Here is a 17,313-nt window from a genome sequence, read left to right on the forward strand (position 1 = left end):
CTGCGGAGCTCCGCGCCTCCGGGGGAACTCCGGGGCGTTCGAGGCGCCCGAAGGACTCCTGAGGCTCACAGCGCCTCCAGCCCCTCCCGCGCAGCCAAGAGCTCAAGCGCTCCCGCACGGGTGGCGAAGCGTTACGCCAACTCCCGCTCCCACCGACGCCCCACGCGTCACCCCGCGCTCTGCTCCTCCGCGAGGATGCGTTCCAGCGCCTCGCTGAGGTGGGTGTCGAAGTCCGCCAGGGCCGCTTCCTGACCGAGCGGAACCAGCCGGTCGGTGCGGTCGAGGAACGCCACGAGCGGTGCTGCTCCCGTGCGGAACAGCGCCTGGTCGCTGCCCACCTGAAGTCGGATCAGCACCTCGCCCAGCGTCTCGACGTCGACGGGCTCGATCCGCACGTCGCCCTCCCCGCACGCCATGCCCAGCCCGTCGATCAGCAGCTCACGACCGAAGGTCCAGGTCACCGGGGCGTCACCCGGCAAATGGAAGGTCAGCCGCACGGCGTACGGATCGGACGTCGCGTAGCCCAGCTCGACCGGGATGCGAAAGGACAGCTCCTCGGAGACGAGGAAGCTCATCATGACCTCTGCCTGTACAGACTCGTGCATCGCCTATCCCGTCAATTGCCGCCGAGTGGCCGGGAATGATCCCCGTGACACTGAAGGAATATTGCTGAACGTACACGTTAGATCACAAGGAGTAAGTTTTCAGATGCTGATAGAGAGCTCGAGCGACCCCACCAGCCTGCTGACCTCGGCCTGCAACTGGCGGGCCGCGATCAGCAGCCGTCCGGCCTGGTGCGAGGGCAGGGACAGGGCCATCGTGGCCGCCGTGGTGCCGAACGTGATCGGGACCGCCGCGCAGACCGTGCCCAGCGCGTACTCCTGACGCTCCACCACCAGCTCCATCCGCCCCATGCGTTCCAGGCGCCGCAGCAGGGCGCGGTCGTCCCGAACGGTGTACGGGGTGAGGGATCGCACGGGGTACCGGTCGAGGTGGTCGCGGCGCGCGCCGTCGTCCAGCTGGGCCAGCAGACACTGCCCGACCGCGTGCGCGTGCCCCGTCTCACGGAAGCCCGCCCACTCCTGGACCGCCGGATTGCCGGGGGTGTCCGAGACGCACAGAACCTCGATCTCGCCATCGCGGTACATCGCGTAGTACACCGGCACACCGATCAAATCCCGCCAACCTGCCAACGCGTCGACGATCGTGCTGCGACGTTTCTCCTGCGCCCCGTTGCTGCTCAGCCTCGTGGCCGCCTCCCCGAGGAAGAACAACCCCTTGTCACGCCGGAGATAGCCCTCGTGCACGAGGGTGCGCAGCAGGTGGTAGGCGGTGGGAAGAGCGAGGCCGGTCTCCCGGGCCAGTTGCTTGGCGGGCGCCCCGTGCGCGTGCGCAGCAACGGATTCCAGCAGACGCATGGCCCGCTGGACGGACCCGATGAGCGTGGCGGCGGACGCCTGCGGACCGGAGACCCCGGCGTCGGCGCCAGCCCTAGCTCCAGCTCCAGCTCCAGCTCCAGCTCCAGCTCCAGCTCCAGCTCCAGCTCCAGCTCCAGCTCCAGCTCCAGCTCCAGCTCCAGCAACGGTCGTAGCGGAACGCTGCTGCGGCGGTGCCGCGACGGGACGGGATCGTGGGGCGGCTGTCACGGGTCGTTGCGGCGGAGCGCCTGCGGCGGGGCGTGTCGGCGCGGAGGCTGTCGCGGGGCGTAGCGGCGGGGCGTCCGGCATCGGTCGGAGCTGAGTGGGAGCCCCAACGGGGGCTAGGTGCGCCGGGGTTGCCGTGGAACGAGTCTGCGCGGAGGCCGCCACGGGATGCAGCTGCGCGGAGGCCGCCATGGGATGCGGTTGCGCGGCGTCCATGTCGGGTCGTAGCTGCGCCGGGCCCGCCACGGAACTGATCGGCGCAGGGGCCGCCGTGGCATTCACCGGCACGGCATCTGCGGCGGGTCGAGGCGACACGGCATCCACCACCGGCCGGATCTGCACGGGAACCCCTACGGGCCCTGGCTGGACCGGAGTCACCACGGAAGGGGGCTGCACAGAGGCCGTCACCGGCCGGAGCCGCGTGGGAAGCCCTGCGGGAAGCCCCCCGGGACCTGCCTGGGCCGAAGTTCCCCCGGGATTCGCCTGCGCGGACACAGCCACGGGTCGTAGCTGCGCAGGGATCGCCACCGCGCGCGGCCAGGTGGGCGGGACCGGCGGGGTGGGTGGTGCGTGGGGCTGTTCTACGGATGCGGTGTCAACCGTGGCCAAAGGTCACTTCCGGAGCGGGAGGGGGCGGCCCGTGCGGGGAACACGGGGGGTACGCCGCTCGCGGGGTTCGTCCCCGCGTCGAGTTCCGGACTTTAACGACCCGCCGCCGTCCGCAGACGGCCTGTCCGGGAAACTTCCCCCGGCCGAGGGAACCGGTGATTCCTGTTACCGATCACCGGTCGCCCCGCGGGACCTCACCAGTCGCCGCGCGAGGAGGAACTCGACGTGAACTTCCGCACGATGTAGACCAGTCCGCCGACCAGCGCCACGAAGACCAGCGCCTTGAAGAGCAGCCCGATGACAAAGCCCACGACGGTCGCTATCAGACCGCCGAACACGACCAGGGCGATGACCGGCACCGCGACCCACTTCACCCACCACGGCAGTCCCGCGAAGATCTCTCGCATTGTCCTCGTCCTGTACCTCTCCGCCCGTCGCTCGAACCGGGTCCGGTCTGTGTCCGGTACTCCCGCACCGGATCTCTGATGTCCTGCACTCGATGCTAGGGCGGGCGAAGGCCGAACGGGGGCCGCGCATCCCTTGTCCTCCCCTGACCGTCCCCCTAGGGAACCCTGAGACGCGGCTCAGGCTTCCGGTGGAGAGAACACCACCAGCACCCGCAGGTCCTCGCTGATGTGGTGGAACTTGTGGGCCACGCCGGCCGGCACATAGACCACGCTGCCTCGTGCCACCTGAGTGGTCTCCATGCCGACGGTGATCGCGGCCCGGCCGCTCACGACGAAGTACACCTCGTCCTGGTTGTGCGGCTGCTGCGGGTCGTGCTCACCGGAATCGAGCGCGTACAGGCCGACCGACATGTTCTTCTCGCGCAGGAACTGCAGGTACGCACCGTCGTTGGCGGCACGCTCCGCCTCCAGTTCGTCCAACCGGAATGCCTTCATCGCCCTCGTCCACGCTCGGAGTCGATCTCTTCTGTCACGATCAGACACATGAAGAATTTCCTAGTCAAGACGATCGCCAACGCGGGTGCCCTGGCGGTCGCCGTATGGATCCTCGACAAGATCACCCTGACCGGTGACAGCACCTTCAAGAAGGTCTGGACACTGCTCCTGGTCGCCCTTGTCTTCGGCCTGGTGAACTTCCTGGTCAAGCCGATCGTCAAGGTGCTGACCTTCCCGCTGTTCATCCTGACGCTCGGCCTGATCACCCTGGTGGTCAACGCGCTGATGCTGTTGCTGACTTCGTGGCTGGCCGACAAGCTCGACCTGAGTTTCCATGTCGAGGGCTTCTGGACCGCCGTCCTGGGCGGCCTGATCATCTCGGTCGTCTCCTGGGCGCTCAACGTCGTCCTCCCCGAGGGGGACTGAGCACGCGATGACGTACCGCGTCAGCTTCGTCTGCACCGGGAACATCTGCCGTTCGCCGATGGCCGAATCGGTCTTCCGCGCGCGGGTGGCGGAGGCCGGGCTCGACGGCCTGGTCGAGGTCGACAGCGCGGGCACGGACGGCTGGCACGAGGGCGACGGCGCCGACCCGCGTGCCGTCGCCGTCCTGGAGGAGCACGGCTACGGCACCGACCACGTGGCCCGCCGCTTCCACGCCTCCTGGTTCGCCCGCCTGGACCTCGTCATCGCCCTCGACTCCGGCCACCGCAAGATCCTGCGCCGCCTGGCCCCGACCGAGCAGGACGCCGCGAAGGTCCACCTGCTCCGCTCCTACGACCCCGACGCCCCCGATGACCTCGACGTACCGGATCCGTACTACGGGGGCCTCGACGGCTTCGAGGAGTGTCTTGAGATGGTGGAGGCGGCGAGCAGAGGGCTGCTCGCCACGGTGCGTGAGGAAGTGGAGGGACGAGCGGTATGAGTGATTCCGCGACAACCGGAGGTATCGGGAACGGCGCGGGGGACGGCACGCGCGCGGTCCGGGCGGGTCTGCCCGAGCCGGTGAAGTACGAACCGACGCTCCCCGGGCCGGTGTTCGCCGCGCACTTCCATCTCCCGGGCGAGGCGACGGGACCGTACAAGTACGGCCGGGACGAGAACCCGACCTGGACCCACCTGGAGCGCGCCATCGGCGAGCTGGAGGCGCCCGGGCGGGACGACGTCGAGACGCTCGTGTTCGCCTCCGGGATGGCCGCCATCTCGTCGGTGCTGTTCTCCCAGCTGCGCGCGGGCGACGTGGCCGTCCTGCCGGACGACGGCTACCAGGTGCTGCCCCTGGTGCGCGAGCAGTTGGAGGCGTACGGCATCGAGATGCGCACCGCGCCGACCGGCGGGGACGCTCAGCTCGACCTTCTCGACGGCGCCAAGCTGCTGTGGATCGAGACGCCGTCCAACCCCGGCCTCGACGTGTGCGACATACGGCGGCTCGCGGACGCGGCACACGCGCGTGGCGCCCTCGTGGCCGTCGACAACACCCTCGCCTCGCCCCTGGGACAGCAGCCGCTGGAACTCGGCGCCGACTTCGCGGTGGCGAGCGGCACCAAGCAGCTCACCGGCCATGGGGACGTCCTCCTCGGATACGTCGCCGGGACCGACGCGACCGCGATGGCCGCCGTGCGCCGCTGGCGCAAGGTCGTCGGCGCGATCCCCGGGCCCATGGAGGCCTGGCTCGCGCACCGCTCGATCGCCACGCTCCAGCTGCGCGTCGACCGGCAGAACGCCACCGCGCTGACCCTCGCGCAGATCCTGCGCGACCGGGAGGACGTGACGGGGCTGCGCTACCCGGGGCTGCCCGACGACCCGTCGTACAAGATCGCCTCGCAGCAGATGCGGCGCTACGGGTGTGTGGTGTCGTTCACGCTGCCCACGCGCGCGCGTGCCGACCGTTTTCTCGAGGCGCTGAGGCTCGTGGACGACGCGACGAGCTTCGGTGGGGTGCGGTCCACCGCCGAGCGGCGGGCGCGCTGGGGCGGGGACGCGGTGCCGGAGGGCTTCGTGCGCCTCTCGGTCGGTGCCGAGGACCCCGAGGACCTGGTGGCCGATGTGCTGCGTGCGCTGGACGAGTCGGCGCGGTGAGCGCCTTACGTGCCGTCGGCCGGTGCCCGGCTACGCACGACGGACGGTCCGAGCCTCCCCCCTCGTGGCTCGGACCGTCCTCGGTTCTGCGCGCGAAGAACCGCGCAAGCAAGGCTAGTTGACTCTGTGTCAGTGTCCAATCACAGTAGCGACAGAAACCTATCGACTTATTTATAGTTGGGCCCTGCCCGGGGCCGGAGAAAGGGTGAGGAAAGGAGCGTGCGAGCCATGGATCTGGCCTTGCTGCGCACCTTCGTCACTGTGCACCGGGCCGGCTCCTTCACCCGCGCCGCGGCATTGCTGGGCCTCTCCCAGCCGGCGGTGACGTCCCAGATCCGCACCCTGGAACGGCAGTTGGGCCGCCCCTTGTTCCTGCGCCAGGCCCGCGGGGTCACCCCCACAACCATGGGCGACGAACTCGCGCACAAGGCCGCCCCTCATCTCGACGCCCTCGTGGAGATTGCCGAGACGGGCCCTGACAATGACGCCTCACTGCGCACCCTGCACCTCGCCGGTCCCCCCGAGTTCACCGCCGAGCGGGCCCTGCCCGCGCTCACCGAGCTGACCCGCGACGACGGCCAGGGCTTCGCGTTGCGGGCGTCCTTCGGGAACGCCGAGGAGACCTTGGAGGGGTTGGCCGCCGGACACCATGATCTGGCCATCAGTACGGCCCGTCCGCGCGGCGCTCTGCTCACCGCGACGACACTCTGCGACGAGGAGCACATCCTGGTCGCCGCCCCGCACCGGGCCGAGCGGCTCGACTCCGCGCAGCCCGGACCCGACACCAAGGGCGCGCCAGTCCTGGACGACCTTCCGGTGATCGAGGTCCATGAGTCGCTGCCCTTCGTCTCCCGGTACTGGGCTTCCGTCTTCGATTCCCGTCCGGCCGCTCCGGGCACCGTGATCGTGCCGGACCTCCGCGCGGTCCTCGCGTGCGCCATCGCGGGCGCCGGGCTCGCGGTGCTGCCTCGCTATCTGTGCGCGCTGGCGCTGAAGCGCGGCGAGGTCGTCCCGCTCCACGAACCCGCGATTCCGCCGCTGCGGACATATTTCCTGGTGGTCCGCACCGGCACTCTGGCGATGCCGCACATCGCCCGCGCCCACGAGTGGCTGCACCGGGCGGCCACCCACTGGGGCTGACCAGGGACTTTGCCGCCATTCCGGGGCGCATCCGCTGGTTCCACGTGAAACATCACGCTCCGAACTGCCGAGGTCACGTTCCGCGATGTTTCACGTGGAACCAGCCGGGCCACATTTCTCCCATGACCGTCCGACCCGTGGTCAAGCGCACCGCACGTGCTGTTCTCCTCGACGGCGACGCCCTGATCCTGATCAAGCGCACCAAGCCCGGTGTCGATCCCTACTGGGTCACACCCGGTGGCGGCGTCGAACCCGAGGACACCACCGTCGTCGACGCCCTACACCGCGAGGTGTACGAAGAGCTGGGCGCCAAGATCGCCGACGTGGTTCCCTGCTTCGTGGACACTGTCGAGCACATCGGCGCGGACGCGGCCTCGACAGGCGTGAAGGTGCAGCACTTCTTCGTCTGCCACCTGGAGTCCATGGACCCGGCCCTGCGCCATGGCCCCGAAGTGGACGAGCCCCTCGGCGAGTACGAGATCGTCAGAGTCCCGTTCACCAGAGTCGGCATCGCGTCCGTCCACCTGGTGCCCCTGTCTCTACGGCACTACCTGGACGGCAACATCGAAGGGGTCCTTGCGATGCACGCCCCCGACCTGGGCTGACGCCTCCGGCACCGGGTCAGTCAGTTCCCGGTGACCACCAGTTCCTCGACCGAGTCGTGCCGTATGCGGTCCGTCGGGACACCGGCGTCCCGCAGGGCGTGGACACCGTTGCGGATCATTCCGGGCGGGCCCGAGACGTAGGCGTCGAACTCGTTCCACGGCCCGTACGCGCGGATGGCGTCCGGGAGTTGGAGATGCGCCTGCTGGTCGACGATCGGCCGGACGGAGAGCCACGGAAGGGACTGCTGGAGCCGGAGCATCGTGTCGATGTCGTACAGGTCGTGGTCCGTGCGGGCGCCGTAGAACACCTCCACCGGCCGCCGTTCGCCGCGTTCGGCGACGTCTTCGACGAGTGCCTTGATCGGCGCTATGCCGGTGCCGCCGCCGAGGCAGAGCAGTCCGCTGTCGGTCGTGTGGTCCACGGTCATCGAACCGGCCGGCGGTCCCATCCGGATGACGTCGCCGGGGCGGGCGCGGTGCACCAGGGCGTTCGAGACCCAGCCCGCCGGGACAGCCTTCACGTGGAAGGTCAGCAGCCCGTCCGAGCGCGGCGCCGAGGCGAAGGAGTAGTACCGCCAGATCCGCGGCCACCAAGGCGTCTCGACGCTCGTGTACTGCCCGGCGAGGAAGGGATACGGCTGGTCCGGGCGGACGGTGACGACGGCGATGTCCCGGGTCCTGAGGTCATGGGTCACCACCTCCGCGTGCCACCAGGCCGGGGCCAGCAGTTCGTCCGCCGCGGCGGCGTCGATCATGACCTGCGAGATCGTCGTGTACGCCCGCACCCAGGCCGCCTCCGTCTCCGCGTCCCAGACGGCGGAGGCGTACTTGTCCAGCGCGCCGATGAGGCACTCGCCGACGGCCGGGTAGTGCTCGGGGCGGGTGCCGTACTTGCGGTGCCCGCGGCCGAGGTTCTGCAGATAGGCGACGAGCACCTCGGTGTTGTCGATGTGCTCCGCGGCGGTGAGCAGCGCCTTGAGCAGCCGGTCCCGCTGGGTGTCCATCGCCGCCGGGAACAGCGACCGCAGCTCGGGGTGGCGCACGAAGAGAAGGGCGTAGAAGTACGAGGTCACCTTGTCGGCCACGGGCCCGACTTCGGACATGGTCCGACGGATGAGTACGGCGTCCGGGGATGCCTTCTCGGTGGCGGCGACGGGGACAGTGGGGGCGGTCGCGGAGGCGGGCCCTGAACCGCGCTGGGCGGGCACGTGGGCGCGGGCGGGCGGGGCGACGGCCAAGGTGCCAGGAACCGTGGGCTGGGCGGGAGTTGACGGCTGCGGGGCGGTCCCGGCCGACGGTATTCGCTCCTGGCCCGGTGTCATGTTCTGCTGCTCGGCGTGCCCGGCGGGATCGGAGACCGCAGGGTCACCAGGCGGGGCCTGTGAGGCCGTTGGAGCCGCCGGGGTCGCGCTCTCCGTGGGCGAGCGCTCGTTGTTCCCTCTGGCGGACCTGCGGACTGGACGCAGTACGGCGGGACGTCGTCCCTCCGTCGTCTCACGTTCCTCGGCCGGAGGCGTCTCCGGCTGCTTGCGCGGAGTGAACCAGCCGCTTCCGCCGCTGCCCCCGGACGTGCCGTTGTCGGCCGACGTGGTGGTCGGAGCGTCCATGGTGTGCCTCGCCTCGAACATCTTTCGGTCGTTCGGCGCGCTTCCTCATCCGGAAGCTGCCTGCTTTCCGCGTGGACGGCTTGCTTCTCCCCGTTCGATCAAGCGGCTGGTACAGCCATATCCAACTCACATTCCCACCGCGTACGGACAAGTAAGGCGAGAGTGTGACATTGCCCGCAGTACTCTCACGTGCCGTCCGGCCCCGGACAAGAACCGGAGTCGACCATACCGGCCCGCGCCACGCAGACAAGCGCCGCCTCGTTCCCCCGCGAACAAAGGGAGGGGCGAACCATCGATTCCCTCAATTACCGGGCGCCGCGCACCAATTCGTAGGCATCCCACAGATCCCGCCCCTCATAGGAGTGGGTCGCCAGGCCCGTCAGATGCTGATCCGCATTGACCGCGACGGACACCGGCACGACACCGAACAGGTCCTTGTCCGACATCGAGTCGCCGTAGGCGACGCAGTCCGCCCGCGTCACCCCGAACTCCTCACAGAGCCGATCCGCGATCACCACTTTGGCCGCGGAGTTGAGAACCCCGCCCAGATCCATGGACGGCGCGGTGAAAGGCACGGCGGGAAAAAGCGATCCATGGGCCGCGTGCGCGCCCCACCCCGTGAGCCGTTCCACAAAGAAAGAAGGCGAGAGCGATACGACGGCGCAGTATTCGCCGGCGCTTCTGATCTCGGCCCAGACGTCCCGAATCCGCGCCAGCCAGGGCGCGCCTTCGAAAGCCGCCGCCACGTGCGCCTCGGTGAGATCCGCCCAGAGCGTGTACACGCCGGTCGCATACTCCGGTGGCCCGATCAGCCCGGTCGAGATCGCCTGCTCAAGCGCCACTGTCTCGGCCTCCAGACCGAGCTGACGGGAGATCTCCATGGGCGCGCTGGTTCCGTGCATCAGAGTGCCGTCGAGGTCGAAGAGATGAAGTCTCGCCATGACCGACGAGGTTAGTCGGCGAAACTGTGCCGCCTTCCGCAGGTCTGTCGGATGCTCGCCGTTCGCCGGTGTTTCACGTGAAACATCCGGCTTCTGTCGGTGCTTTGTGCGGCCGCTCATGACATGGCCAAAAGCACGTACGTCTCATGGGAAACAGGTGGACGCCGACAACGCACGTCCGACAGCCTGACCTGCGTGCCGACTCCTTCCCTCTCCGCTCTGCCCATCCGCCGGCTGACGCTCCGCGATCGCCTCGCCTGCGCCGACTTGTCGGAGGACCGGGGGTGGCCACGCGAGGAACACAAGTGGGGCTTCCTCCTCAGCGCCGGGAAGGGCTACGGCATCGACGCACCCGAGGGCGGCCTCCTCGCGGCCTGTGTCGTCACGGAGTACGGCCCTCAGGACCGCCCGGATCTCGCGGCCATCGGCATGGTCCTCGTCGCCGAGCGGTACGCGCGCCAGGGCATGGGACGCCGTCTGATGCGCCATGTGGTCTCGCTGATGGGCACCACCCCACTGACCCTGCACGCGACCTCGTCCGGCCGCCCGCTCTACGAAGAACTCGGTTTCAAGGCGACCGGCCGGGCCGAGACGATACGCGGCCACTTCACCTGGGCCGGGCCGGAGTCCCCGATCGCCACCCGCGCGGCCACGGCCGAGGACCTCACCGGCATTCTGCGCCTCGACGAGACGGTGTTCGGGACCGATCGCACGCCCCTCATCACGAGGCTGCCCGCCTTCGCCGACCAGTTGCGGGTCGCGGAGGAGAACGGCCGGATCATCGGCTACGCGGCGGCGTGGCCCAACATGGACACCCAGGTCGTGGGCCCGCTGATCGCGCAGGACACGGAGACCGCGCAGACTCTCCTAGCGTCGCTCGCCGCCCGCACCGACCGTCCGCTGCGCACCGACATCGACGTACGCCACGAAACCCTGCTGTCCTGGGCGAAGGAGCACGGACTCGTCTCCTCGGCCTTCAACTCCGTGATGACGTACGGCACCCCGGAGTTGCCCGGTGACTGGACCCGGCGCTTCGCTCCCCTGACGGTCGCGGCGGGCTGACACGCCCAGGACACGCAGAACGCCGGTTCCCGACCTACCTCGTCGGGAACCGGCGTTTCTCACCACGGGCCTCAGGCAAGCGCCTCTACGGCGGCCTGGGCGAAGCCGTGGTCCTGCGCCGGGGCGCCGCCACCGACGCCGATCGCGCCGACCAGCCGGCCCTCGCGCCTCACCGGGATGCCGCCCGCGATGAACAGCAGCGGCCGGTCGAGTGCGGTGGGCAGGGTGTGGAAGAGGCCTCCGGGCTGGACGGCGTCGACGAGGTCGGCGGTGGGCGCGTTGAGCTGGAGCGCGGTGTACGCCTTGCGGGTGCTGGTCTCGCCGGAGATCAGCACGGCCCGGTCGTCGCGCCGGAAGGCGAGGAGGTGGCCGCCGGCGTCCAGCACGGTGATGCTCACGGTGACCCCGGCGGCCTCCGCGGCCCGACGGGCCTCGGCGACGAGCGTCTCGGCGTCCTGGATGGTCAGCGGGGCGACGGCGGTGCTGGTAGTGCTGGTGGTGCTCATCAGGGTTTCTCCTTGCGGGTGTTGCTGTTTTCGGTGTCGGGAGGTCGGCCGCGCGGGGACGGACGGGGACGGCCCTGGCCCCGTGTCTCCCCGCTCCGGCCCGGCGGGGTCAGTGGTGGACGGCGGTCCGCCGCTCGCTCGGCAGGCCGGTGGCCACGACGGCACGGCGGGTGCTCGTGCGGTGCTCCAGTACGGCGGACAGGATCGCGAGGACCAGAGCGGCCGTGGCGAGAGCGGCGCCGACCCAGTTCGGGGCGGTGTAGCCGAGACCGGCCGCGATGACGATGCCGCCGAGCCAGGCGGACAGCGCGTTGCCGAGGTTGAAGGCGCCGATGTTCACGGCCGAGGCGAGCGTCGGGGCACCGTGTGCCTGGTCGAGGACGCGCTTCTGCAGCGGCGGCACGGTGGCGAAGCCCAGGGCGCCGATGAGGGCGATGGTGACGGCCGCGGCGATCTTGTTGTGGGCGGTGACGGTGAAGAGCGCGAGCACGACGGCCAGGGCGCCCAGCGACACGTAGAGCATGGGCATCAGGGCGCGGTCGGCGAACTTGCCGCCGACGAGGTTGCCGCCGACCATGCCGAGGCCGAAGAGGACGAGCAGCCAGGTGACGGAGCCGTCGGCGAAGCCCGCGACGTGGGTCATCATCGGCGCGATGTAGGTGATGGCCGCGAAGACGCCGCCGAAGCCGAGGACGGTCATCGCCATGGCGAGCAGGACCTGGGCGTTCTTGAACGCGGCCAGTTCGTGCCGCAGCTGTACGCCCTCGGGCTTGGGCAGGTCGGGCACGAGCTTGGCGATCCCGGCCAGGCCGATCACGCCGAGGCCCGCGACGATGGCGAAGGTGACGCGCCAGCCGACGGACTGCCCGACGAGGGTGCCCAGCGGGACGCCGACGACGTTGGCGACGGTCAGCCCGGTGAACATCATCGCGATGGCTCCGGCCTTCTTGTCCGGGGCCACCAGTTCGGCCGCGACAACCGAGCCGATGCCGAAGAAGGCGCCGTGGGCGAGTGAGGCGACCACGCGGCCGATCAGCATCACGGAGAAGCTGGGGGCGACGGCGGAGAGCAGGTTGCCGAGGATGAACAGGCCCATCAGCAGCATCAGCATCCGCTTGCGGGGGACCTTGGTGCCGAGCACGGTCATCAGCGGGGCGCCGATCAGCACACCCAGCGCGTAGCCGGTGACCAGGAGTCCGGCGGTGGGGATGGAGACCCCGAAGTCTCCCGCGACCTGGGGCAGCAAGCCCATGATCACGAACTCCGTCGTACCGATTCCGAAGGCCCCGATCGCGAGGGCCAGAAGCGCGAGAGGCATGGGGATGTACCTTTCCCAGAAGATTGCAGGAGCGCTTTGCGTGCGTTCACAATAGTTGCAGACGCGGGCTATATGCAAGCGCGGACTATTTCATCTGTGCTCTATCCTGGGTTCAGCCGCTCCGGGACGGAGGAAACGCCAATGACAGCGACGGACCCCGCACTCACCGCCCTCGCCCAGGGCTGGTGCGCCCTCTCCTTGCTGCACGGGAGGATCGAGGCGCACATCGAGCGCGCCCTGCAGGCCCGGCACGACCTGAGCATGCGCGAGTACTCGCTGCTCGACGTGCTCAGTCGGCAGCACGACGGTGACGGAGGTCATCTACAGATGAGGCAGGTCGCCGACGCGGTCGTCCTCAGCCAGAGCGCCACCACCCGACTGGTCACCCGACTCGAGGACCGCGGCCTGCTCGCGCGCTACCTGTGCCCGACCGACCGCCGGGGCATCTACACGAACGTCACCGAGGCCGGTCTCACCCTGCTCGAAGCGGCGCGCCCCACCAACGACACCGCCCTGCGCGAGGCACTCGACGCGGCGGCCCAGAACCCCGAACTGGCGCCCCTGGTCCGGGTCGTGGAGTCGATGAACGTGCCCGCCTAGGTCCGTCCCGCACCGCCCGCACACCTCTGCCTAAGGTGGGGCCATGGGAGATCTTGAGATACGAGCCGCGGTCACCGAGGACATCCCCGCCATCGTCGCCATGCTCGCCGACGACCCCCTGGGTTCCCAGCGCGAGTCGCCGGACGACCTGACGCCTTACCTGACCGCGTTGGAGCGCCTCGCCGCCGACCCGAACCAGCACCTCGTCGTCGCCGTACGGGAGGACAGGGTCGTCGGTACGCTCCAGCTCACGATCGTTCCCGGGCTGTCCCGCAAGGGCGCCACACGCTCGATCGTCGAGGCCGTACGGATCCACGCGGACGAGCGGGGCAGCGGCCTGGGAACCCAGCTCATCGAGTGGGCGATCGACGAATCGCGGCGCCAGGACTGCCAGTTGGTCCAGCTGACCTCCGACGTCACCCGCACCGACGCCCACCGCTTCTACGAGCGGCTCGGCTTCACCGCCTCACACGTGGGCTTCAAGCTCCCCCTCTGAAGCCCCTCCGGTGCCTCCGGTGTCTCCGGAAGAGAACGCGGCGGTCCTACGCAACAGCAGGCGCCATGTTTCACGTGAAACATGGCGCCTGCCCGACCTCCTCGGCCTGCCCGGCCGCACCGGCTAGCGGATCCCCCGCCACCCCTCCGGGTCCACCCCGCCCGGCACAGAACCGCTCTCGTCGTACGGCTGCCGCGTGAAGACGAACGATCCGAGGTCCAGGTGGGTCAGGGATCCGTCCGGGCGCCGTACCGGCCGTAGGAGCTCTCCGGCGTAGTAACCCTCCAGCCCGGTCCAGGTGCCGTCGCCGTTGGGCCGGAAACGTGAACGGCGGCCACTGCCGGCCAGCGGCTCCAGCGAGGCGCCGCCGTCGGCGGTCAGCCGGAGGGCGAAGCCGTGCGTGCCCCAGTACCACTGGCCCGCCAACTCCAGCGCCTCGGAGTCGACTTCAGGCATCGGGCGCCACGGCTCGGGAATCCTCGGCTCGGCCTCCGCGACGATCCGGACGAGATCGGCGCCCACCGATGACAGCAGTGGCCCGGAGGTGCAGTTGGCCAGGACCACCGCCGCGATGTCGTCGTCCAGGCTGATGGTGAGGTTCGCCAGGAAGCCGGGCAGCGATCCGGAATGACCGATGAGCAGCCGTCCATGACGGCGCTGGATCTGCAGACCAAGCCCGTACGCGGAACCGTCCAGAACATCCGCGGCTTCCGCCGGCGCCGCCGGGGTCCGCATCTCCCGTACGGACTCGGCGCTCAGGACCCGGTCGTCGCCGTTGGCGAGGAAGACCGCGAACCGCGCCAAGTCATCGGTCGTGGACCAGAGTTGCCCTGCCGAGGCCATACGGCCCAGGTCCTCGGAGGGTTCCGGCAGCAGCGCGTCGGCCCAGGGATGCACCGCCCAGCCACCGGCGTGCGGTGCCTGCGGCTGGGCGCTGGTGCGGTCGAGGCCCAGGGGTTCGAGCACTTCCCGTCGGAGCACGTCCTCCCAGGAGGCGCCGCGCAACTCCTCGACGAGTGCGCCCAACAACGAGTAGCCGGGATTCGAATAGTGGAACCTGCGGCCGACCGGATGCAGCAGCGGCTGTTCGCCCAGCACGTCGCGGAGCTCCGGCCGGAGGGACCCCGGTGTCCGCTCCCACCAAGGCGCGGGCGACTCGGCCGCCAACCCGCCCGTGTGCGCCAGGAGTTCGGCGATGGTCGCCTCCCCCGCGCCGGTTCCGGGCAGATACTTCTCCAGCGGGTCGCCGAGATCGAGGACGCCCTCGTCCCGCAGGCGCAGCACCAGGACGGCGGTGAACGTCTTGGTGATCGAGCCGATCCGGTACTGCACGTTCTCGTCCGGCCCGTGCCCGTCCACCGAGGTCCGCGCGCCGTGCCACACCGCCCGCCCACCGCGTACCACCGCCGCGACCAACGACGGCGCCCGTCCCTCGGCCTGGGCCACGGCGATCCGATGCAGCAGCGCCCGGCGGGTACCGGGAAGCAAGTCGTCCTGAGATGTCGTCATGCCCCCAGTTCATCCGGCGGGACGGTCGTACGTCGAGCACATTTCCCTGGGAGAGGCGAAGCGCCCGGGCGATGCGGATCGCGCACCGATGAGTTTCGCGCGTCGCGCCGGTCTGTACGCGTGAGACCGATTCACGGAAGGCTGGCGGCATGCGGAAACTGATCTACGGCATGAACCTGAGCCTGGACGGCTACATCGCCGCGCCCGGCGACGACATCGGCTGGAGCGTGCCGAGTGACGAGCTGTTCCAGTTCTGGTCCGACCAGCTCCAGGCGACCGAGCTGACGCTGTACGGGCGCAAGCTGTGGCAGACGATGAGCTCCCATTGGCCGACCGCTGACCAGCTGCCGGGCGCCACCCCGGCGGAGATCGAGTTCGCGCACCGCTGGCGGGACATGTCGAAGATGGTGTTCTCCTCGACGGACGGCAAGGTCGACAAGGTCGACTGGAACACCCGCCTGGTCACCGGCGACGCGGTCGCCGAGATCACCCGGCTCAAGGCCGAGGACGGCGGCCCGATGGACATCGGCGGCGCGACGCTCGCCGGGGCGGCCATGCGGGCCGGGCTGATCGACGAGTACGTACTGGCCACCGCGCCGGTCCTGGTGGGCGGCGGCACACCGTTCTTCTCGGCGCTGGACAGCTGGGTGAACCTGAACCTGGTGGAGACCCGGACGTTTCCCGGCGGCCTGATCCTGACCCGGTACGAGACGAGGCGCTGAGGGCCGGCGCGGGCCGTCCGGACGGCATTCGGAACCTGGCCGATCGGACGGGAAGCCTGGACGGTTGGCCGACGCGGAGCCCGAGAACGCGGGCTAGCGTCCTTCTCCGCAGGTGAGACCACGGAGAGGAAGGCAGCCCGATGGATCAGCGAACGTCCGACCGGGGCACCGGCTTGACCGCCGAGTTCGAGAGGGACGTCGTCGCGCTCCTGCTGGAGGCGATGCGCGTGGTGGACAAGCAGGCACGCGAGGACCTCGGTACGGAAAGCGTGCTGTACGCGCTCCTGTCGGGTGACTCGGCCGCGGGTTCCGCGATCGCACCCGGGATGAGGGCCTCCGGCTCGCTCGCCGGTTCCATCGGAGGCCGGGGGACATCCGTGTGGGTCAGTGAGGACGCGGGTGACGGCACGGTGGGAAGCCCGGACGACGAGCGGGAGATCGACGCCTTCTGGCGGGAGGTCCGGCTGGAGGAGGCCGAGAGGCTGCGGCGGGCGAATCGTAAGCAGAAGGACGGCCAGGACCAGGGACAGGCACGGGGGCAGGGGCAGGGGCAGGGGCAGGGGAGTCTTGAACTCCCGCCGATGACCGGTGCGGTGCGGACCTGTCTGCGCAAGGCGCTGGAGGCCGCACGGGAGGAAGGCGCGGTGTCCGTGCGCGTCCGGCATCTGGCGCACGCGCTGATCGGGCTGCCCGATACGCGGGCCCGTGAAGCCATGGTGCTGCGGAAGATGGACGTCCCGGCCGCCTCGGCGGCGCTCGACGCGTTGCGCGGGAGCGACGAAGTACCTGAGCCCGGCTCGGTGTTGGTCCTGCGCAAGGCGGGGACGTTCGGGAAGAGCGGGAATCCGCTGACCAGGAAGTTCACCGCCTGGATATTCGGAGGCGGCGCCGGGTTCGGTTCCGCGGTCGTGAGTGCGGTGCGTGCGGAGGCACCACGGAGGGCGGTGCGGCGCGGGGCGCCGGAGCTGGAACCCGTCGATGTGCTGCTGGGGATCCTGGCACTGGAACGGTCGTTGACCGTCGCGGGGCGTGAACTGCCGGAGGAACTGGCGGGCGCGAACCAGGGGGCGGCGCTCCTGCGTCGGCACGGCGTACGGCAGGATGCTGTCACCCGGGTGCTGCTTCCCTCGACCGGGGTCGCGGAGGAGGAGCCCCGGGAGGTCCGCGGCCACGCCGACTTCGAGCAACGGCTCCTGCATGTCGCCCAGTTCACCGCCTCCGCTCAGGGATCGCCCACGGTCGGTACGACCCACCTGCTGGCCGCGCTGCTGGACAAGGGGACGGACGCGGAGTCCATGGCGGAGATCGAGCGGGTGCTCACCGCGAGCGGGGCGGATGTCGCCGGGTTGCGGGCAGAGCCGGAGCTACGGGTCCCGGGCGGAGCGGCACAGGCGTCCTGACGGGTCCTCCGCAGTGGTCCAAGGATGCGGGCGATGGTCTACGGACGCGTGGCGTGGAGTTGCGGTGTTCCGCAGACCCGGTGTTCCGCAGACGGGACGTACTCCAGGCAGGGTGTCCCGCAGACAGGGTGTTCCACAGACGTGCACGCCGAGAGCAGCCGTGGAGAACGGCGC

General features: G+C 69.9%; 19 protein-coding genes. 10 read left to right on the top strand and 9 right to left on the bottom strand.

All coding sequences use genetic code 11. The features are described from left to right. Nucleotides 1–167 precede the first annotated feature (167 nt). From ACIPTO_RS22970 to ACIPTO_RS22985, 4 genes are all read right to left on the bottom strand, one after another. Nucleotides 168–605, bottom strand: a complete 438-nt coding sequence (locus ACIPTO_RS22970) for an SsgA family sporulation/cell division regulator (RefSeq protein WP_401195059.1) — start codon at nucleotides 603–605, stop codon at nucleotides 168–170. A gap of 99 nt (nucleotides 606–704) precedes the next feature. Beyond that, nucleotides 705–1,439, bottom strand: a complete 735-nt coding sequence (locus ACIPTO_RS22975) for an IclR family transcriptional regulator (RefSeq protein WP_401195469.1) — start codon at nucleotides 1,437–1,439, stop codon at nucleotides 705–707. Between the two features lie 1,007 nt (nucleotides 1,440–2,446). Then, the gene (locus ACIPTO_RS22980; RefSeq protein WP_366318822.1) at nucleotides 2,447–2,659 is read right to left on the bottom strand and encodes a DUF5326 family protein; all 213 of its coding nucleotides are present in this window, start codon (nucleotides 2,657–2,659) and stop codon (nucleotides 2,447–2,449) included. Between the two features lie 177 nt (nucleotides 2,660–2,836). Beyond that, entirely contained in the window at nucleotides 2,837–3,154 is a 318-nt protein-coding gene (locus ACIPTO_RS22985; protein ID WP_366318820.1) for a cupin domain-containing protein, read from the bottom strand. 48 nt (nucleotides 3,155–3,202) lie between these two features. Here ACIPTO_RS22985 and ACIPTO_RS22990 point away from each other — a divergent pair, with 48 nt between their 5' ends. The 5 genes from ACIPTO_RS22990 to ACIPTO_RS23010 all read left to right on the top strand — a co-directional run bounded on the left by ACIPTO_RS22990 (nucleotide 3,203) and on the right by ACIPTO_RS23010 (nucleotide 6,978). Next, a complete protein-coding gene (locus ACIPTO_RS22990; protein WP_366318818.1) occupies nucleotides 3,203–3,580 on the top strand; it encodes a phage holin family protein in 378 nt (125 codons plus the stop codon). A 7-nt stretch (nucleotides 3,581–3,587) separates the two neighbouring features. Beyond that, nucleotides 3,588–4,079, top strand: coding sequence for a low molecular weight protein-tyrosine-phosphatase (locus ACIPTO_RS22995; protein ID WP_401195062.1), 492 nt, complete (start codon nucleotides 3,588–3,590; stop codon nucleotides 4,077–4,079). Beyond that, nucleotides 4,076–5,233: a cystathionine gamma-lyase gene (locus ACIPTO_RS23000; protein WP_401195065.1), complete on the top strand. Its 1,158-nt coding sequence runs from the start codon at nucleotides 4,076–4,078 to the stop codon at nucleotides 5,231–5,233. Before ACIPTO_RS22995 ends, ACIPTO_RS23000 begins: the two co-directional genes overlap by 4 nt. 228 nt (nucleotides 5,234–5,461) lie before the next feature. Beyond that, the gene (locus tag ACIPTO_RS23005; RefSeq protein ID WP_401195067.1) at nucleotides 5,462–6,373 is read left to right on the top strand and encodes a LysR family transcriptional regulator; all 912 of its coding nucleotides are present in this window, start codon (nucleotides 5,462–5,464) and stop codon (nucleotides 6,371–6,373) included. Between the two features lie 122 nt (nucleotides 6,374–6,495). After that, nucleotides 6,496–6,978 carry an NUDIX domain-containing protein gene (locus tag ACIPTO_RS23010; protein ID WP_401195069.1) on the top strand — a complete coding sequence of 161 codons (483 nt, stop codon included), beginning with the start codon at nucleotides 6,496–6,498 and terminating at the stop codon, nucleotides 6,976–6,978. Between the two features lie 20 nt (nucleotides 6,979–6,998). Here ACIPTO_RS23010 and ACIPTO_RS23015 read toward each other — a convergent pair whose 3' ends face one another. Beyond that, nucleotides 6,999–8,585, bottom strand: a complete 1,587-nt coding sequence (locus ACIPTO_RS23015; protein ID WP_401195071.1) for a globin domain-containing protein — start codon at nucleotides 8,583–8,585, stop codon at nucleotides 6,999–7,001. 305 nt (nucleotides 8,586–8,890) lie between these two features. Beyond that, complete coding sequence (locus ACIPTO_RS23020; protein ID WP_366318806.1) at nucleotides 8,891–9,526, bottom strand: haloacid dehalogenase-like hydrolase; 636 nt, start codon at nucleotides 9,524–9,526, stop codon at nucleotides 8,891–8,893. Between the two features lie 195 nt (nucleotides 9,527–9,721). On the opposite strand from ACIPTO_RS23020, the gene ACIPTO_RS23025 reads away from it, so the two are divergent. Next, nucleotides 9,722–10,588: a GNAT family N-acetyltransferase gene (locus tag ACIPTO_RS23025; RefSeq protein WP_401195074.1), complete on the top strand. Its 867-nt coding sequence runs from the start codon at nucleotides 9,722–9,724 to the stop codon at nucleotides 10,586–10,588. A 71-nt stretch (nucleotides 10,589–10,659) separates the two neighbouring features. Here ACIPTO_RS23025 and ACIPTO_RS23030 read toward each other — a convergent pair whose 3' ends face one another. Beyond that, the gene (locus ACIPTO_RS23030; RefSeq protein WP_366318802.1) at nucleotides 10,660–11,094 is read right to left on the bottom strand and encodes a heme-binding protein; all 435 of its coding nucleotides are present in this window, start codon (nucleotides 11,092–11,094) and stop codon (nucleotides 10,660–10,662) included. 109 nt (nucleotides 11,095–11,203) lie between these two features. After that, nucleotides 11,204–12,412 carry an MFS transporter gene (locus ACIPTO_RS23035; protein ID WP_366318800.1) on the bottom strand — a complete coding sequence of 403 codons (1,209 nt, stop codon included), beginning with the start codon at nucleotides 12,410–12,412 and terminating at the stop codon, nucleotides 11,204–11,206. 141 nt (nucleotides 12,413–12,553) lie between these two features. Here ACIPTO_RS23035 and ACIPTO_RS23040 point away from each other — a divergent pair, with 141 nt between their 5' ends. Further along, the gene (locus ACIPTO_RS23040; RefSeq protein ID WP_401195078.1) at nucleotides 12,554–13,012 is read left to right on the top strand and encodes a MarR family winged helix-turn-helix transcriptional regulator; all 459 of its coding nucleotides are present in this window, start codon (nucleotides 12,554–12,556) and stop codon (nucleotides 13,010–13,012) included. 43 nt (nucleotides 13,013–13,055) lie between these two features. After that, a complete protein-coding gene (locus tag ACIPTO_RS23045) occupies nucleotides 13,056–13,508 on the top strand; it encodes a GNAT family N-acetyltransferase (RefSeq protein ID WP_401195081.1) in 453 nt (150 codons plus the stop codon). Nucleotides 13,509–13,631: 123 nt separating this feature from the next. Here the strand turns inward: ACIPTO_RS23045 and ACIPTO_RS23050 are convergent, their stop codons facing one another. After that, complete coding sequence (locus tag ACIPTO_RS23050; protein ID WP_401195084.1) at nucleotides 13,632–15,017, bottom strand: serine hydrolase domain-containing protein; 1,386 nt, start codon at nucleotides 15,015–15,017, stop codon at nucleotides 13,632–13,634. A gap of 149 nt (nucleotides 15,018–15,166) precedes the next feature. Between ACIPTO_RS23050 and ACIPTO_RS23055 the strand changes: the two genes are divergently transcribed. Further along, nucleotides 15,167–15,739, top strand: coding sequence for a dihydrofolate reductase family protein (locus ACIPTO_RS23055; RefSeq protein WP_401195086.1), 573 nt, complete (start codon nucleotides 15,167–15,169; stop codon nucleotides 15,737–15,739). Between the two features lie 140 nt (nucleotides 15,740–15,879). After that, the gene (locus ACIPTO_RS23060; RefSeq protein ID WP_401195089.1) at nucleotides 15,880–17,139 is read left to right on the top strand and encodes a hypothetical protein; all 1,260 of its coding nucleotides are present in this window, start codon (nucleotides 15,880–15,882) and stop codon (nucleotides 17,137–17,139) included. Nucleotides 17,140–17,313 lie beyond the last annotated feature (174 nt).

It is taken from the genome of Streptomyces sp. NPDC090083 (genome assembly GCF_044747445.1).
Lineage (GTDB): Bacteria > Actinomycetota > Actinomycetes > Streptomycetales > Streptomycetaceae > Streptomyces.